Source organism: Azospirillum sp. ST 5-10 (assembly GCF_051225715.1).
Taxonomy (GTDB): domain Bacteria; phylum Pseudomonadota; class Alphaproteobacteria; order Azospirillales; family Azospirillaceae; genus Azospirillum.
Genome location: NZ_JBPJSP010000052.1, coordinates 1 through 21,491, shown reverse-complemented (window position 1 = coordinate 21,491; position 21,491 = coordinate 1). Strand labels below are relative to the sequence as shown.

The window sequence follows — 21,491 nt, the reverse complement described above, 5'->3', positions numbered from 1 at the left end:
GAACGCGGCGACCCTCTCCCGGCCTTCAGGCCAACCATCCTATCAGGAGGTCGCCCGATGAGTGGAAGTCATACAAGCGCTATCCCCGCGCCCCGCGCTCCCGGGAGGTCGCCGGCCCGGGCTCCGCCGGACCGGCCCGAAGGCCTTCTTGCCGGCGGCGGCAGCGCCTGCTCCGTGCCTGTCCGCACCCTTGCCAACCCGCGGCGTCCGGCGTCCGTTTGGAAGGTTCCGATGGGACAGGCCGTCGGCAGAAGAACGGCGCGGACCGCGTCAGGCCGCCACCTGCCACCATTCGGCCAGCTCGATCATGCGCCGTTCGATCGCCAGCAGCGTACGGCGCGTCTCGATGCCGTGGCTGGCGTGACCGAGCTGGCGCACGCGCACGATGGCCCGGTAGGCGGCATCGCGTCGGACCCGCTGATCGTCGGTCATGACCCCTCTCCACGCACGGCGTACCCCGCCCGATGCATTCCGTCGTATACGTTGCAAATTTAGAAGTGCCCGCGGGGACAATGAAGAGAGAAAATATTCCGGCTGGCCCGCCCGGGCTGCATGCCGGGAGGGGCGCACCCGTCGGATCAGGCGGCGCCGAACACCGCCTGCAGGTCGATGTCGTTGGCGACCGCGGCGTCGAGCGCCAGCCGGGCCTCGATCTCCGCGAGGTGGCCTTCCATGAGGGCCTGGGCGCCCGCGGTGTCGCCGGCCACCAGGGCGTCGACGATGCGGCGGTGCTCGTCGGCGGAGCAGCCGGGCATGGGCCGGCTCTCATAGGCGGCGATGGCCAGGGACGAGCGGCGGACCAGCGCGTCGAGGAAGACGGCCAGCGTCCCGTTGCCCGCCAGGTCGGCCAGCAGGAGATGAAACTCGCCGGACAGGCGGATCATCGCCTTGCGGTCGCCGGCCGCCTCGGCGGCGCCCTCCTTCTCCAGATGGACGCGCAGCCGCACGGTGGCGGCCGGCGCCAGTCCGCCGCTGCGGGTGAGGCGGGCCACCAGCCCGCGCTCCACCACCCGGCGCGCCTCGAACACCTCGCGCGCCTCGGCCACCGACGGGCTGGCGACGAAGGCGCCGCGGTTGGGGCGCAGGGTGACGATGCCGCGCTCCGACAGCAGGCCCAGCGCGCTGCGCACCCGCGCCCGGCTGACGCCGAAGATGGCGGCCAGGCGCTCCTCGGTCAGCTTGGTGCCGGGCGGCAACCGCCGGTCGGCGATGGCGTCGGCAATGCGCCGGGCGATCGCCTCCTGCATGTCGGGCCGCGGCGGCGTGCCGGCCGATCGTGTCGCGCGCTCCCGTGGCGCCTTCATGACGGTTCCCGTTGTGGTGAGCAGCCGGGCGAAGTGTAGACAATCCGCCGGTCCAAAACCACTGCCGACGGAGCGAGGCTGCCCGGATTGCGGCGCGGGAGCCGTCGCACGACAACGAGGCACCTCGCCCAAAACCGTGGCAAAATGCCAAAAATCACGCCATACTTGGGCGCTGCCGGCGCGAGAGGCACGCGGATTTCGCGGCACTCCGTTCGGCACGGTTCCTGCACGACGCCGTACGATTGTCGACAATCCGCACGCGGGAGGGGCCGGTATGCAGGGTGGTGCCGCGGTCGAGCTGATCGGATTGACCAAGATCTACGGCCGCACCGTCGCGGTCGACCGCATCGATCTCAAGATCCCCGCGGGATCCTATTGCTGCCTGCTGGGACCCAGCGGCTGCGGCAAGACCTCGACCCTGCGGATGATCGCCGGGCATGAGGACGTCAGCTCCGGCGACCTGCTGATCGGCGACACGGTGGTCAACGACGTGCCGCCGGCGCGCCGCGGCACCGCCATGATGTTCCAGAGCTACGCGCTCTTCCCCCACCTGGACTGCGTCGACAACGTCGCCTTCAGCCTGAAGATGCGGGGCATGGGCGTCGCCGAGCGGCGCGAGCGGGCGCGGGCGATGCTCGAGCGGGTGCACATGGGCGCCTACGCCGGACGCCTGCCGGCCCAGCTCTCGGGGGGGCAGCAGCAGCGTGTCGCGCTGGCCCGCGCCCTGATCACCGAGCCGTCGGTGCTGCTGCTGGACGAGCCGCTGTCGGCGCTCGATCCGTTCCTGCGCGACCGCATGCGCGAGGAGCTGAAGCGCCTGCAGACCGACCTCGGCATCACCTTCGTCCACGTCACCCACAGCCAGGCCGAGGCGATGGCGCTGGCCGACCTGGTGGTGGTGATGAACGAGGGGAAGATCGAGCAGGCGGCGCCGCCGCGCGATCTCTACAACCGGCCGCGCACCGCCTTCGTCGCCCGCTTCCTCGGCGGCCACAACGTGCTGGAGCTGGGCGGCGACGGGCCGGTGGCGGTGCGCGCCGACCGCATCGCCCTCTCCGACCCGGAGACGCCGCCGCCCGGCGCCGACGTCCACCGGGCCGGGGTGGTCCGCGCCTTCGAATACCACGGCGCGCTGGTCCAGCTCAGCATCGACCTGCCCGGCGACGTCGACCTGACGGTGGTCCTCGACGAGGCCCGGTACTTCGCCGCCCCCTACGCGGTCGGCGCCCGCGTGTGCGCCGGCTGGCGCCACGCCGACACCCATCGGCTCCACGCCTGAGCCACGCCGCCGCGGCACGCCCGCACACCACGCCCGCAAAACAGGCCCGACAAGGAGACAGAGACCGATGAAGAAGACCGAGACCGGCCCCGCCGCCACGCCCGCCGGACTGTCGCGCCGCACCGTGCTGAAGGGGACGGCCGCCGCCGCCGGCGTCGCCGTCGGCTCCGGCGCCATCACCGGCTTCCCGACCATCTGGGCGCAGAACATCAAGAACGTGACCCTGCGCCAGTTCGGCACCGGCGTCTCCAACCTCAACGCCGTGGCGGAGAAGGTGAAGGAGGATCTCGGCTTCACCCTGCAGATGACGGCGCTCGATTCCGACGCTGTGGCCCAGCGCGCCGTCACCCAGCCCAAGTCCTACGACATCGCCGACATCGAGTACTGGATCTGCAAGAAGGTCTTCCCGGCCGGCGTGATGCAGCCGATGGACGTCTCCAAGATCAAGTATTTCGACAAGATCGTGCCGATCTTCATCACCGGCAAGCTGACGCCGGACTCGAAGATCGCCCAGGGCACGGCGCCGCACACCGTGGGGTTCGTGGAGGGCAAGGACTCCACCGCCTTCGCCAAGGCGCCGACCAACTGGATGACCCTGATCCCCACCATCTACAACGCCGACACGCTGGGCATCCGGCCGGACCTGGTGGGCCGGCCGATCACCACCTGGGCCGACCTGCTCGACCCCGCCTTCAAAGGCAAGGCGTCGATCCTCAACATCCCCTCCATCGGCATCATGGACGCCGCCATGGTCTGCGAGGCCATGGGCAAGGTCACCTACGGCGACAAGGGCAACATGACCAAGGAGGAGATCGACAAGACGCTGGCCATCATGACCGAGGCCAAGAAGGCCGGCCAGTTCCGCGCCTTCTGGAAGACCTTCGACGAGAGCGTCAACCTGATGGCGTCGGGCGAGGTGGTGATCCAGTCCATGTGGTCGCCGGCGGTGGCGGCGGTGCGCGCCAAGGGGATTCCCTGCGTCTACCAGCCGCTCAAGGAAGGCTACCGCGCCTGGGGCGGCGGCCTCGGCATCGCCAAGCACCTGTCCGGCCTGGAGCTGGAGGCGGCGTACGAGTACATCAACTGGTACCTCTCGGGCTGGGTCGGCGCCTACCTCAACCGCCAGGGCTACTACAGCGCCGTGCTCGACACCGCCAAGGAGCACATGAGCGCCGAGGAGTGGGCGTTCTGGATGGAGGGCAAGCCGGCCAAGACCGACATCCTCAGCCCCGAGGGCAAGGTCATGGAGAAGGCCGGCGCCGTGCGCGACGGCGGCTCCTTCACCGACCGCATGGGCAGCGTCGCCTGCTGGAACGCGGTCATGGACGAGGACCGCTACATGGTCCGCAAGTGGAACGAGTTCATCGCGGCGTAAGCAGCGGCCGAACCGGTGGTCGCATCGGGCCCCCACCCCGACCCTCCCCCACTTCGCGGGGGAGGGAGCTGGTTCCTCCCCCCGCGGAGTGGGGGGGGGGGAGGTTAGGACGGGGGCCGACGCGACCACGTCTCCACACACCCCCCGGAGCCCGCACCATGACCGTCACCGCCACTTCCGCCGACACCGCCGTGCCGTCGGCCCCGGCGCGCCGCGGCGCGGCGGCCCGCCGGCGCGGGCGCATCGCCCCCTATCTCCAGGCGGCGCCCCTGACCCTGGTGCTGCTGGCCTTCCTGCTGTTCCCCATCCTGACCATCGTCGTCGTCAGCTTCTGGGACTACGACAGCATCCGCATCTATCCCGATTTCGTCCTGATGAACTACGAGGAGCTGCTCGCCTCCTCGGTGACCTGGAAGATCTATCTCAACACGCTGAAGTTCACGGCGCTGGCCTGGCTGTTCACCTTCCTGATCGGCTTCACCGTGGCCTATTTCCTGGCCTTCCACGTGCGGTCGGTGACGTGGCAGATGGCGCTGTTCCTGCTGTGCACCATCCCGTTCTGGACCTCCAACATCATCCGCATGATCGCCTGGATCCCCTTCCTCGGGCGCAACGGCATCCTGAACCAGGGGCTGATCGGGCTGGGCGTGGTGGAGGAGCCGCTGGAGTTCCTGCTGTTCTCCGACTTCTCCGTCGTGCTGGCCTACGTCCACCTCTACACGCTGTTCATGGTGGTGCCGATCTTCAACGCCATGATGCGCATCGACCGGGCGCTGATCGAGGCGGCGCGCGACGCCGGCGCCGGCGGCGGGCAGATCCTGTGGAACGTGGTGCTGCCGCTGTGCAAGCCGGGCATCGCCATCGGCTCGATCTTCGTCATCACCCTGGTGATGGGCGACTTCATCACGGTGCGGCTGATGAGCGGCGGGCAGAGCGCCTCGGTCGGGCTGATGATCGCCAACGCGATCTCGCTGCTGCAGTACCCCGCGGCGGCGGCCAACGCCGTGGTTCTGCTGATCGTCGTCACCATCATGGTGGCCGCGCTGCTGCGCATCGTCGACATCCGCAAGGAGCTGTAGCCATGCAGACCAGCCCGCGCCGCGGTGCCGCCTTCTATCTCCTGGCCGGCTTCTTCGCCCTGTTCATCCTGTTCCTCTACGGTCCGACGCTGACCATCGCCATCCTCTCCTTCCAGGGGCCGGACGGCGGCCTGACCTTCCCGATGAACGGCGCCTCGCTCCACTGGTTCGCCAACCTGTTCGAGACCCAGGCGGTGGGCGACTTCGGCGGCTCCTTCACCCGCTCGCTGGCGCTGGGGCTGATCGTCATGGTGCTGACGGTGGTCGTCTCGGTGGCCGCCGGCTTCGCCTTCCGGCGCGGCTTCCGCGGCAGCACGGCGCTGTTCTACCTCGCCATCTCCAGCCTGGTGATCCCGTCGATCCTGATCAGCCTCGGCATCGGCCTGATGTTCAACATCCTGGGGCTGGAGCCGGCTTGGTACAGTTCGGCGCTCGGCGCCCACCTCACCTGGACCCTGCCGTTCGGCCTGCTGATCGTCTTCGCCATCTTCAACCGGTTCGACCGCAGCTTCGAGGAGGCGGCGCGCGACCTCGGCGCCGGCCCGTGGCAAACGGTGCGCCACGTGGTGCTGCCGATCATCCTGCCCAGCCTCGTCGGCGTCGCCCTGTTCGGCTTCACCCTGAGCTACGACGAGTTCGCGCGCAGCCTGATGACCGCCGGCTCCTTCAACACGCTGCCGCTGGAGATCTACGGCATGACCACCAACGTCACCACGCCGGTGCTCTACGCCCTGGGCACGCTGACCACCGCCTTCTCCTTCGTCGTGATCGGCGGGGCGCTGGCCGCCGTGGCCGTCCTGCGCCGCCGCCGGGCCGGCCGGTGACCGCCGCCATGCGCATCCACGTCGTCAATCCCAACACCACCGCCTCGATGACGGCGAAGATCGCCGCCGCCGCCCGCCGCGTCGCCGCGGCGGGAACCGAGATCCTGGCCGGCAACCCGGCCATGGGGCCGGTCTCCATCGAGGGCTACTACGACGAGGCCTTCGCCGTGCCGGGCCTGCTGGCCGCCGTCGCCGACGCCGAGGCGGCGGGCGTGGCCGGCCACGTCATCGCCTGCTTCGACGACACCGGGCTGGACGCCGCGCGCTGCTGCGCCGCGGCACCGGTGGTCGGCATCGGCGAGGCGGCCTTCCATATGGCCAGCCTGGTCGCCGGCCGCTTCAGCGTCGTGACGACCCTGGAGCGCTCCGTCCCGGCCATCGAGCACAATCTGGTGCGCTACGGCCTGGAGCGGCGCTGCGCCCGCGTGCGCGCGGCCGAGGTGCCGGTGCTGGCGCTGGAGGAGCCGGGTTCCGCCGCCCGCGTGCGCATCGCCGCCGAGATCGAGCGCGCCCGCCGCGAAGACCGGGCCGAGGCGGTGGTGCTGGGCTGCGCCGGCATGGCCGACCTGGCGGAGGATCTCGCCGCCGAGCACGGGCTGCCGGTCATCGAGGGGGTGGGGGCGGCGGTGAAGCTGGTCGAAGGGCTGGCGGCGCTGGGCCTGCGCACCTCGACCCTGGGCGGCTACGCCCGGCCGCGGCCGAAGCGCTACGACGGGCTGCTGGCGGGCTTCGCGCCGGCGGGGTGAGGCCCCGGGGGGCTTTCCCGCCGCCGGTTTCCGCGCCATCGTGCCGGCCGAACTGGACAAGGGGATGCGCCATGGAGCGTGCGACGCCGGATCTGTCGATGTTCTCGCTGGAGGGCAAGGTCGCCCTGGTCACCGGCTCGGGCCGCGGCCTCGGCCTCGCCATCGCCCGGGCCATGAACCGGGCCGGGGCGCACGTGCTGCTGAACGGCCGCGACGCCGCGCGGCTGGAGGAGGTCGCCGCCGGCCTCGGCGGGGGCCCGGCGCCGGTCTCGGTGCTGGCCTGCGACGTCGCCGACCGGACGGCGGTGCGCGACGCCTTCGCCCGCATCGAGCGCGAGCACGGCCGCCTCGACGTGCTGGTGCAGAACGTCGGGCAACGCAACCGCAAGCCCCTGGTCGACTTCGCCGACGACGAGATCCGCGCGCTCCTCGACGTCGACCTGGGGTCGAGCCTGATGCTCGCGCGCGACGCCGCGCGGCTCATGCTGGCGCGCGGGGACGGGCGGCTGATCGCCGTCACCTCCATCGCCGGCCAGGTCGCCAAGGCCAACGACGCCGTCTACACCGCGGCCAAGGCCGGGCTGACCGGCATGGTGCGGGCGCTCGCCGCCGAGTACGGGCCCCACGGCCTGACCAGCAACGCCGTCGCCCCCGGCTTCTTCGCCACCGAGACCAACGCCCATCTCGTCGCCGACCCCGTCGCCGGGGCCTATTTCGAGCAGCGCACGCCGATGCGCCGCTGGGGCCGGCCCGACGAGATCGCCGGGGCCGCCGTCTTCCTCGCCTCGCCGGCCGCGTCCTACGTCAACGGCCACGTCCTGGTGGTCGACGGCGGCGCGACGATCCTGATGTAGAGGGCGCAGCACCGGCAACGCGCCAGCACAAGTTCGGCGCTTCCCCGCCGCGCTCCAGTCCCGGTGCGCCGGGTGCAAGGTCCCGTCGGCAGCAGCAGAGTGTCTGCTGCTCCTGCTCCGTGCATTGCGATCTGCACCATCAGGACACATGCCGGTTTTTCTTTTCTTCCCAGCGCGCTTCGGTATTGTTCTGGCGGCTTGAAGAGGTCGGAAACCGCTGCGGAGAGAAAAAATGTCACTGTCGAAGGTAAGGGAATTCCTGCAGATGGAGGCATCGGGCGGCATCGTCCTGGTGCTGGCCTCGCTGGTGGCGCTGCTTTGGGCCAACTCTCCGGGCGGTGGTCTGTACGTCGCCCTGCTCGACGTTCCCGTGGCGGTTCAGGTCGGTGCGCTGAAGATCGCCAAGCCGTTGCTGCTGTGGATCAACGACGGGTTGATGGCGGTCTTCTTCCTGCTCGTCGGGCTGGAGATCAAGCGCGAGGTGCTGGAAGGGGAACTGTCCAGCCTGGGCAAGGCGGCGCTGCCCGGCGTCGCCGCGGTCGGCGGCATGGCGGTGCCGGCGGCGGTCTACCTGCTGTTCACCTCCGGCGATCCGGTCGCCATGAACGGCTGGGCGATTCCGGCGGCCACGGACATCGCGTTCGCCGTCGGCGTGCTGGCGCTCCTCGGGCCGCGCGCGCCGGCGTCGCTGAAGGTGTTCCTGCTGGCGCTGGCGATCATGGACGACCTCGGCGCCATCGTCATCATCGCCGTCTTCTACACCGCCGACCTGTCGATGACCGCGCTGGCGCTCGCCGGCGTCGGCATCCTCGCCCTGGTCGCCATGAACCTCGCCGGGGTGACGCGGACGGCGGCCTACGTCCTGGTCGGCGTGTTCCTGTGGGTGTGCGTCCTCAAGTCGGGCGTCCACGCCACCCTGGCCGGCGTCGCCACCGCGCTGGCGGTTCCCCTGCGCACCACCGAGCGGGCCGCCGGCAAGGAGCCGCCGCTGCACCGGCTGGAGCACATCCTGCACCCCTGGGTCGCCTTCGGCATCCTGCCGGTCTTCGCTTTCGCCAACGCCGGCGTGTCGCTGGCCGGCCTGTCCTTCGCGTCGCTGCTCGAGCCGGTGCCGCTGGGCATCGCCCTGGGCCTGTTCCTCGGCAAGCAGGTGGGCGTGATGCTGTTCACCTGGGGCGCCGTCCGCGCCGGGCTGGGCGCCCTGCCGGCGGGGGCCACCTGGGTGCAGTTCTACGGCATGGCGCTGCTGACGGGCATCGGCTTCACCATGAGCCTGTTCATCGGCGGCTTGGCCTTCACCGGAGACGGCTACAGCGCCGCCGTGCGCATCGGCGTGCTCAGCGGCTCGCTCCTGTCGGCCGTCGCCGGATACGTCGTGCTGTCCGTCGCGTCCTCGGCGCGGGCGCCGGCCCTCGACGGTGCGGCGCGGGCCGACGGCTGACGCTATGACGTTCGGCAGTTGCTGCCGCCATAGGGTCCGAGCATAATCCCGTTGCGCCACGGGTGGCCGAACGCAGCGGGGGAGGGTGGGGCGTGCGTCAGGGCCGGCACTTGCAGATCGCCGTCGGCGGCGAGCGATTCGCCGCCGATGCCGGCCGGGTCGCCGCCGTCGCCGACGTCGTGTCCGTCACGCCCTTTCCCCTGCCGGCCGCCGCCCCGTCCCCGGTCGCCCACGGTGCGCTGCGGGTGGAAGGGCTCGGGCGGTTCGCCGACGCGCCGCTCCTGCAACTGGCGCCGCCGGGCGCCGCTGCGGCGGGTGGCCGCCTTCTCGTCTATGGCGGCTCCCTCGGGCTGGTCGGGGTGCGCGTCGACCGGGTGGAGCGGCTGTCGGAGGAGGGCGCCGCGACGGACTTGCCGCCCTTCGGTGCCGCGGTGCCGGCGGGCGGGGATGCGCCCGCACCGGCGCCGCACCGTCCGCCGGACGCGCCGCCCGCCGGTACGTTCTCCCTTCTTCTGGCGGCGTCCGACGGCGCGACGGTGGGGGTGCCGGCCGCCGACGTTCGCCGCGTCGCGGCGGTCGAGCGGGCCTACGACCGGCCCGGCGGCGGGACGCTCGTCGCCGTCGTCGACGGGCGGCTGCGGGAGGCGCGCTCCCTGGCGCAGCGGCTCGGCCGGCCGGAACGGTGCGAGCCGTGGGCCGTGGTGCCGGCGGCCGAGGACGCGCCGGTGCTGCTGGTCGAGCGGGCGGTCGCCCTGTGCACCGTGGATCCGGCGACGCTCTGCCGCACGGCGGCGGCGGACGGAACGGCCCGGGTGTGGTGGACCGACCCGGCGGGAACGCTCGTCGAGATCCTCGCCGACGTCGGTGCCGCGGCGCTGCCGGCGGCATCGGCACCGGTTCCGCCGGCCCCGGCGCAGCCGGCCCTGCGGCTGATCGGCGGCCGCCATCGGCTGCTGGCGCCGCTGGCGACGGTGCGCGCCATCCTGCGTCCCGACGATCTGCCGCCCTGGGCCGCCCCCCGTTCCTCGGTCCCCGTGCTCGACCTCGCGCGTCTGCTCGACGGCGTTGCCGCGGGTCCGCGCCGGCGCGCCGTGCTGCTGGAGGCGGCGGGCCGCCCGCTGCTCGTCCTCGCCGACGATGCCGCTGTGGTGGCGGTGGCGCCGGACGCGCCGCACCCCATCCCCCAGCCGCCGGCCGAGGTGGCGGCGCTGTTCGACGCGGTGGTCCTCGATCCGGCCTGCGGGCAGTGGCAGTTCCGCCTGCGCGGCGACGTCGCGTTCGCCGGCCTGCCTTACGCGCTGCGCCGCCGGGTGGCGCGATCCCTGGCGGGCTGGTCGTCGCGCGAGGCCGTCGCCGGCGCCATGGCCGGCGCCGCGGAGCCGAGCCCCGCCGCGGCTGCCGTCGCAACCCGCATCCCCGAGCCCGCCTGACCCAACCCCCGTCCCGCTCCCAGCGAGAACGCCCTCATGCTCCGAACCATCCGTGCGAAGCTGCGTCTGACCCTGATCGGCCTGACCGTGCTGATCGCCTTTGCCGGCACCATGACGCTGCTGCGCCAGCAGGTGTTGAACGGTCTTCTCCACGACCTGGAGGACCGCGTGCTGCCCAGCATCGTCGCCTCGGCGGCGATCAACACGGCGACCAGCGACTACCGCATGGCCGAGATCCTGCACGCGGGCAGCAACGATCCCGCCGAGGTCGCCGAATCGCGCCGGGAGATGCAGAGGCTGCGCGGAACGATCATCGATCTGCGCAACCACTATGAATCGCTGATCGAGAAGCCCGAGGAGCGGGCGATCTACAACGCGTTCCGCGAGAAGTTCGACGAGTACATGCGGGTCAGCGAACGCGCCGACCTGCTGGCCGAAGGGCCGGGGCACGACCAGGCCCTGCCGCAGCTGGTCGCGGCGACCCAGCTCTTCAACGGGTTCAGCGAAGAGCTGGGCCGCCTCGTCGAGCTCAACCAGAAGCGCGGAGTGGAGGTGAGCCGGGAGGCCGACCATGTGCTCGACATCAGCCGCATCCTGGTGACGGCGGGCGTCAGCGCCATCATCCTGGCGTGCCTGCTGGCGCTGCGGATGCTGGACCACCGTGTCGCGCAGCCGCTGGCCGACCTGTCGGTGATCGCCCACGGCCTGGCCGACGGGCGCCTGGAGGCGCCGCCGGCCAGCCTGACCGATCGGCCGGACGAGGTGGGCGAGGTCAGCCGTGCCGTGGCCGCCGTCGCCGATTCCGTGCGGCGGCTCACCCGCGACCTCGCCACCCTGACCGAGGCCGCCGGGGCCGGCATGCTGTCGTCGCGCATCGACGCGGCCGCCCACAAGGGCGACTACGGCGTTCTGGTGGTCGGGGTCAACGCCCTGATCGAGGCGCTGACCCGGCCGCTGCACGAGGTCGCCGACGTGATGCAGCGGGTCTCGGCTGGCGACCTGAAGGGGCGGATGACCGGCGCCTACGAGGGCGAACTGCGCGCCCTCAAGGCCAACCTCAACCGCAGCCTCGATTCGCTGGTCGGCCTGCTGGGCGAACTCTCCGCCGTCTCGGCGGATCTGGCGCGCGGCAATCTCACGGTGTCGGTCGACGGCACCTATCAGGGGGAGTTCGCGCAGCTGCGCGCCAACGTCAACCAGGCGGTGGGACAACTGCGCGACACCCTGTCGGAGATCCAGGGCAACACCCAGCAGGTCGCCGCCGCCGCGACGGAGACGGCGGCCGCGGCGCGCCAGGTGCTGCTCGGCGCCTCCAGCCAGACGGCGACCCTGGGAGAGGTCGCCAGCGCCATCACCCACGCCGCCACCGGCGCCGAGGCGGCGTCGGGCAGCGCGGAGCGGGGCAGCGTCGTCGCCCGCACGGCCGCCGATCTGGCCCGGGCGGGTCACGGCGAGCTGGAGCGCCTCGTCGGCACGGTGGAGCGGGTCGCCGGAGCCCAGGAGCGCATCGAGCAGGCGATCGCCCGCATCGCCCGCATCGCCGACAAGACCCACGTGCTGGCCCTGAACGCCGGCATCGAGGCGGCGCGCGCCGCCGAACAGGGGGCCGGGTTCGGCGTCGTCGCCCGCGAGATCGGCCGCCTCGCCGAGGACGCCGCGGAAGCGACCCGGGCCATCGAATCCATCATCGGCGACGCCGCCTTGCTGATCCGCGACGGGGTCGGCGTCGCCGCCGGCACCCGGGCCACCATGGACCGGCTGGCCGCGGCGGCGGGCGAGAGCGGCGAGGCCGTGCGGACGATCGCCGAGGTGATGGTGCGGCAGTCGACGGCGGTGCAGCAGCTCGCCGGCCAGGCCGACCGTCTGGAGGCCGCCAGCCGCGACAACGTCGCCGCCGCGGAGCAGATCACCGCGACCATGGAGGAACTGGCGCGCATGGTCCACACGACCAAGGTGCAGATCGACCGTTTCACGCTGGCCTGAGATCATGAACGCTCCCACGCCGCGTTCCGACAACGCCGCGCGCCGGCGCTTCGCCAAGCTGCTGGTGCCCGCCGCCGTCAGCCTGCTGCTGATCGCCGTCGTCTGGATCGGCGGCGACGCCTTCCGCATCATCGGTCTGCAGGCGCTGGAGAGCACGGGCCAGACCCTGGGCACGGTGCTGAGCGTCGCGGTGATCGTGTCGCTGGCCGTGCTGATGCACCGGGTGGTGCACTACATCGTCCTGGAAGGCCTAGTGGCGCGCGCCACCGGCACGCCGGTGCCGAAGCTGCTGGTGCAGCTCTCGGCGCTCGTCATCGGCCTGGTCGCCGTCGCCGTCGTCTCCTCCTTCGTGTTCAACCAGGACCTGACGGCGCTGTGGGCGGCCTCCGGCGTCGCCGGCGTCGTCTTCGGCATGGCGCTGCGCGAGCTCATCCTCGATGTCTTCAGCGGGCTGGCGCTCAACCTCGACCAGCCCATCCGCATCGGCGACACCATCCAGGTCAGCCGCTCCGGCGAGCCGCAGCTCACCGGCCGCGTGCTGGAAACGAGCTGGCGCAGCACGCGCCTGCATCTGGAGAACGACACCGTCGCCATCGTGCCCAACAGCCGCCTCGCCAGCGGGACGATCATCAACCTCTCCAAGCCCGATCCGGTGATGGAGTTCCTGCTCACCGTCACCATCGACGCCGACGTCGATCCCGACCGCGTCGTGCGCGTGCTCGAGGCGGGGGCGCTGGAGGCCGCCGCCGCCTATGCCGTGCCGACGGCGCCGCCGCCCTATGTGCGCCTGCGCGCGATCGGGCCGTCCGGGGTGGAGTACGGGGTCTACATCAACCCCACGGTGCCGCTGCGCTACCGCGCCCGCAGCATGACCCTGCGGGCGGTGCTCCAGCACATGGCGCGGGCGGGCATCCGGCCGTCCTGGCCGAAGATGGTGGAGGAGCCCTCCCAGCGCGAACCGGTGCCGCGCGACGCCCCGGCGCCGGATCAGGTGGCCCTGCTGCTCGGGGCGGTGCCGCTCTTCGCCGATCTCGGCACGGACGAACGGCGGGTGCTGGCGGCGCACAGCCGGTTCCGCCGGCTGCCGGCGGACGCCACCGTGGTGCAGTCCGGAGAGACCGCCGCGTCGATGCTGCTGCCCGTGGAGGGACTGCTCGTCGCGGTGCCGCCGCGGACCGTCGGCGGCACCGAGGCGCCGCGGCCGCTCGCCCCGGGAACCCTGATCGGCGCCGACGCGTTCCTGATCGGCGGGAGCCACACACGTACGGTGCGTACGCGTACGTCTGTCCTGCTGTGCGAGATCGATCACGAGGCGGTGGGGGCGCTGGTCGCCTGCCGCTCGGGCATCGCCGAGCAGCTCAGCCGGCGGATCGCCGAGCAGGTCATCGCCGACCAGCAGGGGCTTCCCGGCCGGGCGCTCGGCGTCGCCGCCGTGCGCGACGTGGCCGAGGACGTGCTGGGCAACCTGCGGCGCCTGTACGGCGACCGGGCGCTGCATTGAGGCCGGCGTGCCGACCATCGTTCCCATCGACGATCCCGACGATCCCCGCATCGCCCCCTACCGCTCGGTCCGGGAGCGGGACCTGGTCGGGCGCGACGGGCTGTTCATGGCCGAAGGCACGGTCGTGCTGCGCCTGTTGCTGGCCTCCGACCGGCACCGGCCGGTGTCGCTGCTGCTGGCGGAGAGCCGCGTCGAGGCCCTGATGCCGCTGCTGGACGGCCTGCCCGAGGACGTCCCCGTCTTCCGCGCCGGCCGGGCCGTGCTGGACGCCGTCGTCGGCTTCCCGCTGCACCGTGGCGTCCTGGCGCTGGGCCGGCCGGCGCCGCCGCCGTCCGCCGATGCGCTGCTGGCGGAGGTCGGGCGCCGGGCGCTGGTGGCGGTGCTGCTGGGGATCGGCAACCACGACAACGTCGGCGGCATCTTCCGCAACGCCGCCGCCTTCGGCGCCGACGCGGTGATCCTTGACGCCGGCTGCTGCGATCCGCTTTACCGCAAGGCCGTCCGCGTCTCGGTGGGGGCGGTCCTCCGCGTGCCCTACGCCCGGCTGGAGCGCGGCGCCGACCCGCTGGCGCTGTTGCAGCGCCACGGCTTCGCCGCGGTCGCCCTCAGCCCCGGCGGCCGGACCGCGCTCGCCGACCTGCGCCGGCCCGACCGGGTGGCCGCGCTGTTCGGCTCCGAAGGGCCGGGTCTGCCGGCCGAGCTGCTGGCGCGGGCGCGCAGCGTGCGCATCCCCATGGCGCCGGATTTCGATTCCCTGAACGTGGCGACCACCAGCGGCATCGTCCTCCACCACCTGGCCTTCATGGCGCCAATGGAAAATTCAACGCATAGTGATTGTTGAAACAAATTTGTTGTGCATTCCGGAATTGGGAATTGCCATGGCACGCCGACCTGGCCCATAGTCCGCGGCGGAAGTGGTCAGACCAGCGGGCGCGGCGACGCGACGTGGCGGTCGCGGACGGAGGGGGCGCAACGCGTGGTTGAGGTGCAGGATCGGAGGGACACCGCCGCCGGTGGCCGGCCCGGTGTGGACGGCATCTGGGCGCGGCCCGATTCCCTGTGGGAGAGGACGGCGCCGCCGGCACCCGCCCTGCCGGCGCTGGAGGAGTCGGTGCGGGCGGACGTGGTGGTGATCGGCGGCGGCTTCACCGGCCTGTCCGCGGCGCTGCATCTGGCCGAGGCGGGGCGGAGCGCGGTGGTGCTGGAGGCGTCCGAGCTGGGTCGCGGCGCCTCGGGACGCAACAACGGCCAGGTGATTCCCACCCTGTCGCGCCCCGATCCCGACGACCTCGTCGCCCGCTTCGGCGCCGAGGCGGGCGAGCGGTTCGTCGCATTGATCCGCGACAGCGCCGCCTACCTCTTCGACCTGGTGCGCCACCACGGCATCGACTGCGCGGCCGAGCAGACCGGCTGGATACAGCCCGTCCATTCGCCGGGCCGCATGCGCATCGCCGAGCGCCGCGCCGAGCAGTGGGGGCGGCGTGGCGCGCCCGTGCGGCTGCTGGACCGCGCCGCCGTGTCGGAGCTGCTGGGCTCCCAGGCCTGGTACGGCGGCTGGCTCAACCCGACGGGCGGCCACATCAACCCGCTGGCCCTGGTGCGGGGCCTGGCCCGCGCGGCGGTCGCCAAGGGGGCGCGGGTCCACGTCGGTTCGCCCGCCCTGGCCGTCGAGCGGCGCGGCGACGTCTGGCATGTCCGCACGCCGCTCGGCGCGGTCACCGCCGACGCCCTGGTGCTGGCGACCAACGCCTACACCGCCGGCATCTTCCCCGAGGTGCGGCGCGAGGTGGTGCCGGTTCTGTCCTGGCAGATGGCGACGGCGCCGCTCGACGCCGACGTGCGGCGCACCGTCCTGCCCGGCCGCCAGGCCATGTCCGACACCCATGGCGACCTGCGCTTCCTGCGCTACACCGCCGACAACCGGCTGGTCACCGGCGGCGCGCTGCTGATCCCCTACGCCGGCCACGGCCGGCTCAAGGGGATCGTCGGCCGGCGTCTCGCGACCATGTTCCCGCAGATCGGCGCGGTCCGCTTCGACCATGTGTGGAACGGCTACATCGGCATGACCATCGACTACACGCCGCGGATCCACCGGCTCGGGCCCGGCGCTTTCGCCTGGGCCGGCTGCAACGGCCGCGGCGTCGCCCTGTCGGTCTCGCTCGGCCGGGAGCTCGCCGCCGCCGCCGCCGGCGCCGACGTCCGCACCCTGGCCCTGCCGTTCACCGAACCGGCGCCGCTGCCCGCGCACGGCTTGCTGCGACGCGTCGGTCCCCTCAAACTGCTGCTCTACCGGTGGCGCGACCGCCGGGAGATCGCTTGACCCGTTGCGACCGGAGACGTTCATGTCCGACACCCCAGCCGTTCCGGCCCCCGACTACCCCGTGATGCTGCGCAACGCCTACGCCATGCGCGCCGCCGCCTACGCGCACATGTTCGACGTGCTGCGCGAACGCTTCGGCGAGACGGTGGCGCTCGAGGTCGGCCGGGAATCCACGCGCCGCCTGGGCGAGAGCATGGGGGTGAAGTTCCAGGGCTTCGGCCCCGCCGACCTGACCGGCCTGTGCTCCGCCTTCCTCGACGGCATTCCCAACCGCGAGACCATGTTCGCGCCGGAGATCCTGCGCTGCGACGACGAGCGGCTGGAGATCCAGTTCCACCGCTGTCCCCTCAAGGAGGCCTGGGAGGCCCAGGGGCGCAGCCCCGAGGACGTGGAGCTGCTGTGCCGCATGGCCGGCGCCATCGACGGCGGCCTCTTCGAGACCGCCGGCTTCACCTTCAAGGGCATCACCTGGAAGCCGGGCCAGGAGGGGTGCTGCCGCCTGGTGGTCGAACCCGGCTCCGCCGCCTGATCCGAACGACACGAACGAAACAGGGAGAACCGATGATGAGGATGCGCACCCTCGCCCTCACCACCCTCGCCGCGGCGGCGTTCGCCGTTCCGGCGCTGGGCGCCGACACGGTGACCTTCGGCTATCAGCTGCCGCTGACCGGCGACACCGCCCAGTACGGGCAGGACTTCCGCAAGGCCGCGGAGATCGCCCTGGAGGAGTTCAACAAGCAGGACAAGCCCTTCGACGTCGAGATCGTGTTCGAGGACAGCCGTTCGGACGCGAAGGAGGGCGTGAACATCGCCCGCAAGTTCGTCGACAACGACGCGGTCGTCGGCGTGCTCGGCGACTTCACCTCGACCGTGTCGATGGCGGCCGCCCAGGTCTACAAGAGCGAGGGGATGCCGCAGCTCTCGCAGACCGCCTCGCACCCGGACTACACCAAGATCTCGGAGTGGCAGTTCCGCAACATCGCCACCCAGGCCCAGGAGAGTCCCTTCAACGCCAAGTGGATGTCCGAGAACGGCATCAAGACGGTGGCGGTGATCGCCGAGCAGACCGACTGGGGACAGTCGGTGGTCAACACCTTCAAGGACGCCGCCGGCAAGCAGGGCCTGGACATCGTCTTCCAGGAGAACTTCAACCGTGGCCTGAAGGATTTCCGCTCGCTGATCAGCAAGATCCAGCGGGAGAAGCCGGACGCCATCTACACCGGATTCTTCTACGAGGATGGGGCCCAGTTCCTGAAGCAGGCGCAGCAGATGGGCGTGCAGACGCCGATCTACTCCACCTCGGCGGCCTACAGCCCGAAGCTGCTGGAGCTCTCCGGCGACGCCGCCAACGGCCTGCACCTCACCTCCAACTTCCTGCCCAACAGCCCGGACCCGAACGTCCAGCACTTCGTCACGGAATGGAAGGCGCGCTCCGACGGCGCCGTGCCCGGCCAGTTCCCGGCCCAGGCGTACGACGCCGTGCGCATCATGATCGCCGCGGCCGAGCGCGCCTACCCGGACGTCACCCGCCAGGAGCTGCGCGACGAACTGGCCAAGACCAGGGACTTCCCCGGCGTGACCGGCAAGACCACCTTCGGCGCCGACCGCGAGCCGGAGAAGGAACTGGCCAAGGTCGTGGTGAAGAACGCCGAGTTTGCTCCGGCGCAGTGACGCGTCACCGTTGACGGGGGGCGGCCCGCTGGGGCCGCCCCCGACCTGCTGTATTCCAGGGCCGCCATGATTGACCCCTATTACCTCCAGCAGCTTGCCATCGGGCTGTCGCTGGGCATGACGTACGCGCTGATGGCGATCGGCTTCACCTTGATCTTCGGCGTGCTCAACGTCGTCAACTTCGCCCATGGCGAGGTCTACACCGTCGGCGCCTTCGCCGGACTGGTGGCGATCACCGCCTTGGCACCGCCCTTCCTGGCGGTCCTGTTCATCGCCCTGGCCGCCGGTGCCGCCGCCGGCTTCTCGCTGGAGCGCATCGCCTTCCGGCCCTTCCGCCGCTTCACCGACGAGGCGTCGCTGAAGTCGCGGGCGATGCGCGAATCGACGCTGCTGTCCTCGCTGGCCGTCTCGATCGTCGTGCGCGAGGCGCTGGAGATCGTCTTCGGCTCGCAGATGCAGGCGCTGCCGTTCGAGTACATGATCAACGCGCCCGTGGAGCTGGGGCCGATCACCCTGGCGACCGGCGACATCATCATCTTCGCCGTCGCCGCGGCGATGCTGGTGGGCCTCCAGTACATGCTGACGCGCACCCGCGTCGGCTTGGCGATCCGGGCGGTGTCGAACAACCCGCTGGGGGCGAAGTACGTGGGCATCGACACCGACCGCACCATCGTCATGACCTTCGTGGTGGGCTCCACCATGGGGGCGGCGGCGGGCATCCTGGTCGGCCTCTATTACGGCGCCATCTTCCCGGCCATGGGCTTCATCCCCGGCGTCAAGGCGTTCGTCGCCATGGTGATGGGCGGCCTGTCGTCGATTCCCGGCGCGGTGATCTCCGCCCTGATCCTCGGCGTGTCGGAGAGCATGGCGACCACCTTCCTGTCGTCGGGCTGGTCGGACATGGTGGCCTACGGCTTCCTCATCCTGACCCTGGTCTTCTTCCCCAACGGATTGTTCGGAGCCGGCCGTGAGCGCGTCTGAGGGGCAGGCCCGGGCCTGGGCGGTGCGGGGCGGGCTGGCGCTCCTGCTGTTCGCCGTGCTGCCGGCGGTGCTCGCCGGCTTCGACCGCAGCTACTTCTACCAGATCGCCAACCTGGCGCTGATCTTCGTCCTGCTCGCCGCGTCGCTGCAGCTCGTCACCGGGGTGGCGGGGCTGCTGCATCTCGGCCACGCCGCCTTCTACGGCGTCGGCGCCTACGCCGCGGCGCTGCTGTCCACCGAGTTCGGGCTCGGCTTCACCTTCACCCTGCCGCTCGCCGGGCTGGCGGCGGCGGCGATCGCGCTGCTGGTGGCGCTGCCGACCATGCGGCTCGTCAGCATCTACTTCGCCGTGGCCACGCTCGCCATCGGCCAGATGCTCTATCTGGTGATGCTGAACTGGATCGAGGTCACCAAGGGCCCCAACGGCATCATCCTCACCCATGGGCTGGAACTGTTCGGGATCGACCTTTCCGGCCGGCTCGCCACCTTCTACACGGTGGCCGGCGTGGTGGCGCTGTCGCTGGTGGCGCTGGGGCGGCTCAGCCACTCCTACTACGGCAACGCGCTCCGCTCGATCCGCGAGGACGACCAGTGCGCCGACGCCATGGGCGTGCGCACGGTGCGGCTGAAGATGGAGGCCTTCACCATCTCCGCCTTCTTCGCCGGGGTGGCGGGGGCCTTGTGGGCGCACATGACCGGCTACATCTCGCCGGGCGACTTCGACTTCGCCGAATCGATCCTGATCCTCGCCATGATCGTCGTCGGCGGCCTCGGCAGCCTGCCGGGCGCGGCCGTCGGGGCGCTGGTGCTGATCCTGCTGCCCGAGGCGCTGCGCGACCTCGGCGACTTCCGCAACATGATGGTGGGGCTGGTGATGTTCGCCTGCATCCTGTTCCTGCCCAAGGGCCTGATGGGCGAGGTCTCGGCGCTGCGGCTCGCCCGCCAGCAGCTCGGCGCGGCGTGGCGGCGGACCGGCAAGGGCGTGGGGATCGGCTGGCGATGAGCGGACATCTTCTCGACATCGAGGGCGCCACCCGGCGCTTCGGCGGCGTCGTCGCCGTCGACCGGGTCGACACCCACGTGGACACGGGCGAGCTGGTCGGGCTGATCGGTCCCAACGGCGCCGGCAAGACCACGCTGTTCAACCTGATCTCCGGCGTCACGCCGCTGTCGGCCGGCACCATCCGCTTCCGCGGCCGGACCATCAACGGCCTGCGGCCCAGCCAGGTGGCGCGGCTGGGCATGGGGCGCACCTTCCAGAACCTGCGCATCTTCCCCAACATGTCGGTGTTCGACAACGTGTCGGTGGGGGCGGTGGGCACCTTGCCGCAGGGGCCGTTCGGCGCGCTGTTCGGCGACCGCGCCCGCGCCCGCCGGATCAGCGAGCGCACCTGGGCGGCGCTGGAGACGGTGGGGCTGACGGGGGTGGCCGACGAGCTCGCCGCCAACCTGTCCTACGGCCGGCGCAAGTACCTGGAGATCGCCCGGGCGCTCGCCATGGAGCCGGCCTTCCTCATCCTCGACGAGCCGGCGGCCGGCCTCAACGACACCGAGACGCGGGAGCTGGCCGACTTCATCCGCCGTCTGCACGCCGGCGGCCTCACCGTGATGCTCGTCGAGCACGACATGACGCTCGTCATGGGCATCTGCCAGCGCATCGTCGTGCTGGCGTCGGGGCGCAAGATCGCCGACGCCCCGCCGGACGAGGTGCGCCGCGACCCGGCGGTCCTGGAAGCCTATCTGGGAGGCGAGGCATGAGCCTCTTGAGCATCCGCGACCTGCACGTCGCCATGGGGCCGCAGGAGATCCTGCGCGGCGTCAGCCTCGACGTGCCGGAGGGCGCCATCGTCGCCGTGCTGGGGTCCAACGGGGTCGGCAAGACGACCCTGATGCGCACCGTCTCCGGCATCTACCGCGGCCGCGCCGGCGCCATCGCCTTCGCTGGCCAGCCCATCCTCAACCTGCCGGCCCACCGCATCGTCGCCCTCGGCCTGTGCCAGGCGCCGGAAGGGCGGCAGATCTTCTCCAACATGAGCGTGCGCGAGAACCTGGTGCTGGGCGCCGGCGCGGCCGGGCTGGGCGAGCTGGAGCGGATCTACGCGCTCTTCCCGGTGCTGGCCGAGCGGCTGCGCCAGAACGCCGGCTCGCTGTCGGGAGGCGAGCAGCAGATGCTGTGCATCGCCCGCGCCCTGATGCGCCGGCCCAAGCTGCTGCTGCTGGACGAGCCGTCGCTGGGGCTGGCGCCCAAGCTGGTGGCGCTGATCTTCGACCTGGTCCAGCGCATCCGCAGCGAGGGCGTGTCGATCCTGATCGTCGAGCAGAACGCCCGTGCGGCGCTCCGCATCGCCGACCATGCGGCGGTGATGGAGGACGGCCGCATCGTCCTCTCCGGCGCCGCGGCGGACCTGCGCAACGACCCGCGCATCGCCGAAGCCTATCTCGGCGGGCACGTGCACTGACACGCCTTCCGCTCGACCGGGCCGGTCGAACGGAAGGCGTAGGACGTCCCGTCATCGTCCGGTAAGAAACCGCTGGACAGGGGTGCTGGGCATCCCATATAAGCTCGCCTCCCCCGCCGGCGCCCTGGTGCCGGCATCCGGGACCCGCCTTCTTGAACAATCCCATGCCACCGGTGCTGCCGATCTCCTCGGCGGCGCGATGGCGCATAGGATAGTCCAAGTATTTCTGAACCACTGGACCCTG

General features: G+C 71.6%; 20 protein-coding genes. 18 read left to right on the top strand and 2 right to left on the bottom strand.

What is annotated here, in order from left to right:
* Nucleotides 1-270: 270 nt before the first annotated feature.
* Both ACSBPG_RS30910 and ACSBPG_RS30905 read right to left on the bottom strand, forming a co-directional pair.
* Complete coding sequence (locus tag ACSBPG_RS30910) at nt 271-432, bottom strand: hypothetical protein (protein WP_435541105.1); 162 nt, start codon at nt 430-432, stop codon at nt 271-273.
* A gap of 146 nt (nt 433-578) precedes the next feature.
* On the bottom strand, nt 579-1,304 hold the full coding sequence (locus ACSBPG_RS30905; RefSeq protein WP_435541104.1) for a GntR family transcriptional regulator: 726 nt from the start codon (nt 1,302-1,304) through the stop codon (nt 579-581).
* 274 nt (nt 1,305-1,578) lie between these two features.
* Here ACSBPG_RS30905 and ACSBPG_RS30900 point away from each other — a divergent pair, with 274 nt between their 5' ends.
* The 18 genes from ACSBPG_RS30900 to ACSBPG_RS30815 all read left to right on the top strand — a co-directional run bounded on the left by ACSBPG_RS30900 (nt 1,579) and on the right by ACSBPG_RS30815 (nt 21,247).
* On the top strand, nt 1,579-2,583 hold the full coding sequence (locus ACSBPG_RS30900; protein WP_435541103.1) for an ABC transporter ATP-binding protein: 1,005 nt from the start codon (nt 1,579-1,581) through the stop codon (nt 2,581-2,583).
* Between the two features lie 67 nt (nt 2,584-2,650).
* Nucleotides 2,651-3,958 (top strand): ABC transporter substrate-binding protein, encoded by a 1,308-nt coding sequence (locus ACSBPG_RS30895; RefSeq protein ID WP_435541102.1) that lies wholly within the window; start codon nt 2,651-2,653, stop codon nt 3,956-3,958.
* A 158-nt stretch (nt 3,959-4,116) separates the two neighbouring features.
* Nucleotides 4,117-5,037: an ABC transporter permease gene (locus tag ACSBPG_RS30890; RefSeq protein ID WP_435541101.1), complete on the top strand. Its 921-nt coding sequence runs from the start codon at nt 4,117-4,119 to the stop codon at nt 5,035-5,037.
* 2 nt (nt 5,038-5,039) lie between these two features.
* On the top strand, nt 5,040-5,861 hold the full coding sequence (locus tag ACSBPG_RS30885) for an ABC transporter permease (protein ID WP_435541100.1): 822 nt from the start codon (nt 5,040-5,042) through the stop codon (nt 5,859-5,861).
* 8 nt (nt 5,862-5,869) lie between these two features.
* Complete coding sequence (locus ACSBPG_RS30880) at nt 5,870-6,607, top strand: aspartate/glutamate racemase family protein (RefSeq protein ID WP_435541099.1); 738 nt, start codon at nt 5,870-5,872, stop codon at nt 6,605-6,607.
* 71 nt (nt 6,608-6,678) lie between these two features.
* Nucleotides 6,679-7,461, top strand: coding sequence for an SDR family oxidoreductase (locus tag ACSBPG_RS30875; protein ID WP_435541098.1), 783 nt, complete (start codon nt 6,679-6,681; stop codon nt 7,459-7,461).
* 232 nt (nt 7,462-7,693) lie between these two features.
* A complete protein-coding gene (nhaA, locus tag ACSBPG_RS30870; protein WP_435541097.1) occupies nt 7,694-8,902 on the top strand; it encodes a Na+/H+ antiporter NhaA in 1,209 nt (402 codons plus the stop codon).
* A 92-nt stretch (nt 8,903-8,994) separates the two neighbouring features.
* Nucleotides 8,995-10,332, top strand: a complete 1,338-nt coding sequence (locus ACSBPG_RS30865) for a hypothetical protein (RefSeq protein ID WP_435541096.1) — start codon at nt 8,995-8,997, stop codon at nt 10,330-10,332.
* Nucleotides 10,333-10,368: 36 nt separating this feature from the next.
* Nucleotides 10,369-12,315: a HAMP domain-containing methyl-accepting chemotaxis protein gene (locus ACSBPG_RS30860; protein ID WP_435541095.1), complete on the top strand. Its 1,947-nt coding sequence runs from the start codon at nt 10,369-10,371 to the stop codon at nt 12,313-12,315.
* A 4-nt stretch (nt 12,316-12,319) separates the two neighbouring features.
* Nucleotides 12,320-13,816, top strand: coding sequence for a mechanosensitive ion channel family protein (locus ACSBPG_RS30855; protein ID WP_435541094.1), 1,497 nt, complete (start codon nt 12,320-12,322; stop codon nt 13,814-13,816).
* Between the two features lie 7 nt (nt 13,817-13,823).
* Nucleotides 13,824-14,657 carry a TrmH family RNA methyltransferase gene (locus ACSBPG_RS30850; protein ID WP_435541093.1) on the top strand — a complete coding sequence of 278 codons (834 nt, stop codon included), beginning with the start codon at nt 13,824-13,826 and terminating at the stop codon, nt 14,655-14,657.
* A gap of 135 nt (nt 14,658-14,792) precedes the next feature.
* Nucleotides 14,793-16,136: an NAD(P)/FAD-dependent oxidoreductase gene (locus ACSBPG_RS30845; protein WP_435541092.1), complete on the top strand. Its 1,344-nt coding sequence runs from the start codon at nt 14,793-14,795 to the stop codon at nt 16,134-16,136.
* Between the two features lie 22 nt (nt 16,137-16,158).
* Nucleotides 16,159-16,665: an L-2-amino-thiazoline-4-carboxylic acid hydrolase gene (locus ACSBPG_RS30840; RefSeq protein ID WP_435541091.1), complete on the top strand. Its 507-nt coding sequence runs from the start codon at nt 16,159-16,161 to the stop codon at nt 16,663-16,665.
* A gap of 35 nt (nt 16,666-16,700) precedes the next feature.
* Entirely contained in the window at nt 16,701-17,807 is a 1,107-nt protein-coding gene (locus tag ACSBPG_RS30835) for an ABC transporter substrate-binding protein (protein WP_435541090.1), read from the top strand.
* Between the two features lie 66 nt (nt 17,808-17,873).
* A complete protein-coding gene (locus ACSBPG_RS30830) occupies nt 17,874-18,788 on the top strand; it encodes a branched-chain amino acid ABC transporter permease (protein ID WP_435541089.1) in 915 nt (304 codons plus the stop codon).
* Nucleotides 18,775-19,791, top strand: a complete 1,017-nt coding sequence (locus ACSBPG_RS30825) for a branched-chain amino acid ABC transporter permease (RefSeq protein WP_435541088.1) — start codon at nt 18,775-18,777, stop codon at nt 19,789-19,791. Before ACSBPG_RS30830 ends, ACSBPG_RS30825 begins: the two co-directional genes overlap by 14 nt.
* On the top strand, nt 19,788-20,546 hold the full coding sequence (locus ACSBPG_RS30820) for an ABC transporter ATP-binding protein (protein ID WP_435541087.1): 759 nt from the start codon (nt 19,788-19,790) through the stop codon (nt 20,544-20,546). The genes ACSBPG_RS30825 and ACSBPG_RS30820 overlap by 4 nt, the downstream gene beginning before the upstream one ends.
* Nucleotides 20,543-21,247 carry an ABC transporter ATP-binding protein gene (locus tag ACSBPG_RS30815; RefSeq protein WP_435541086.1) on the top strand — a complete coding sequence of 235 codons (705 nt, stop codon included), beginning with the start codon at nt 20,543-20,545 and terminating at the stop codon, nt 21,245-21,247. Before ACSBPG_RS30820 ends, ACSBPG_RS30815 begins: the two co-directional genes overlap by 4 nt.
* Nucleotides 21,248-21,491: the final 244 nt, after the last annotated feature.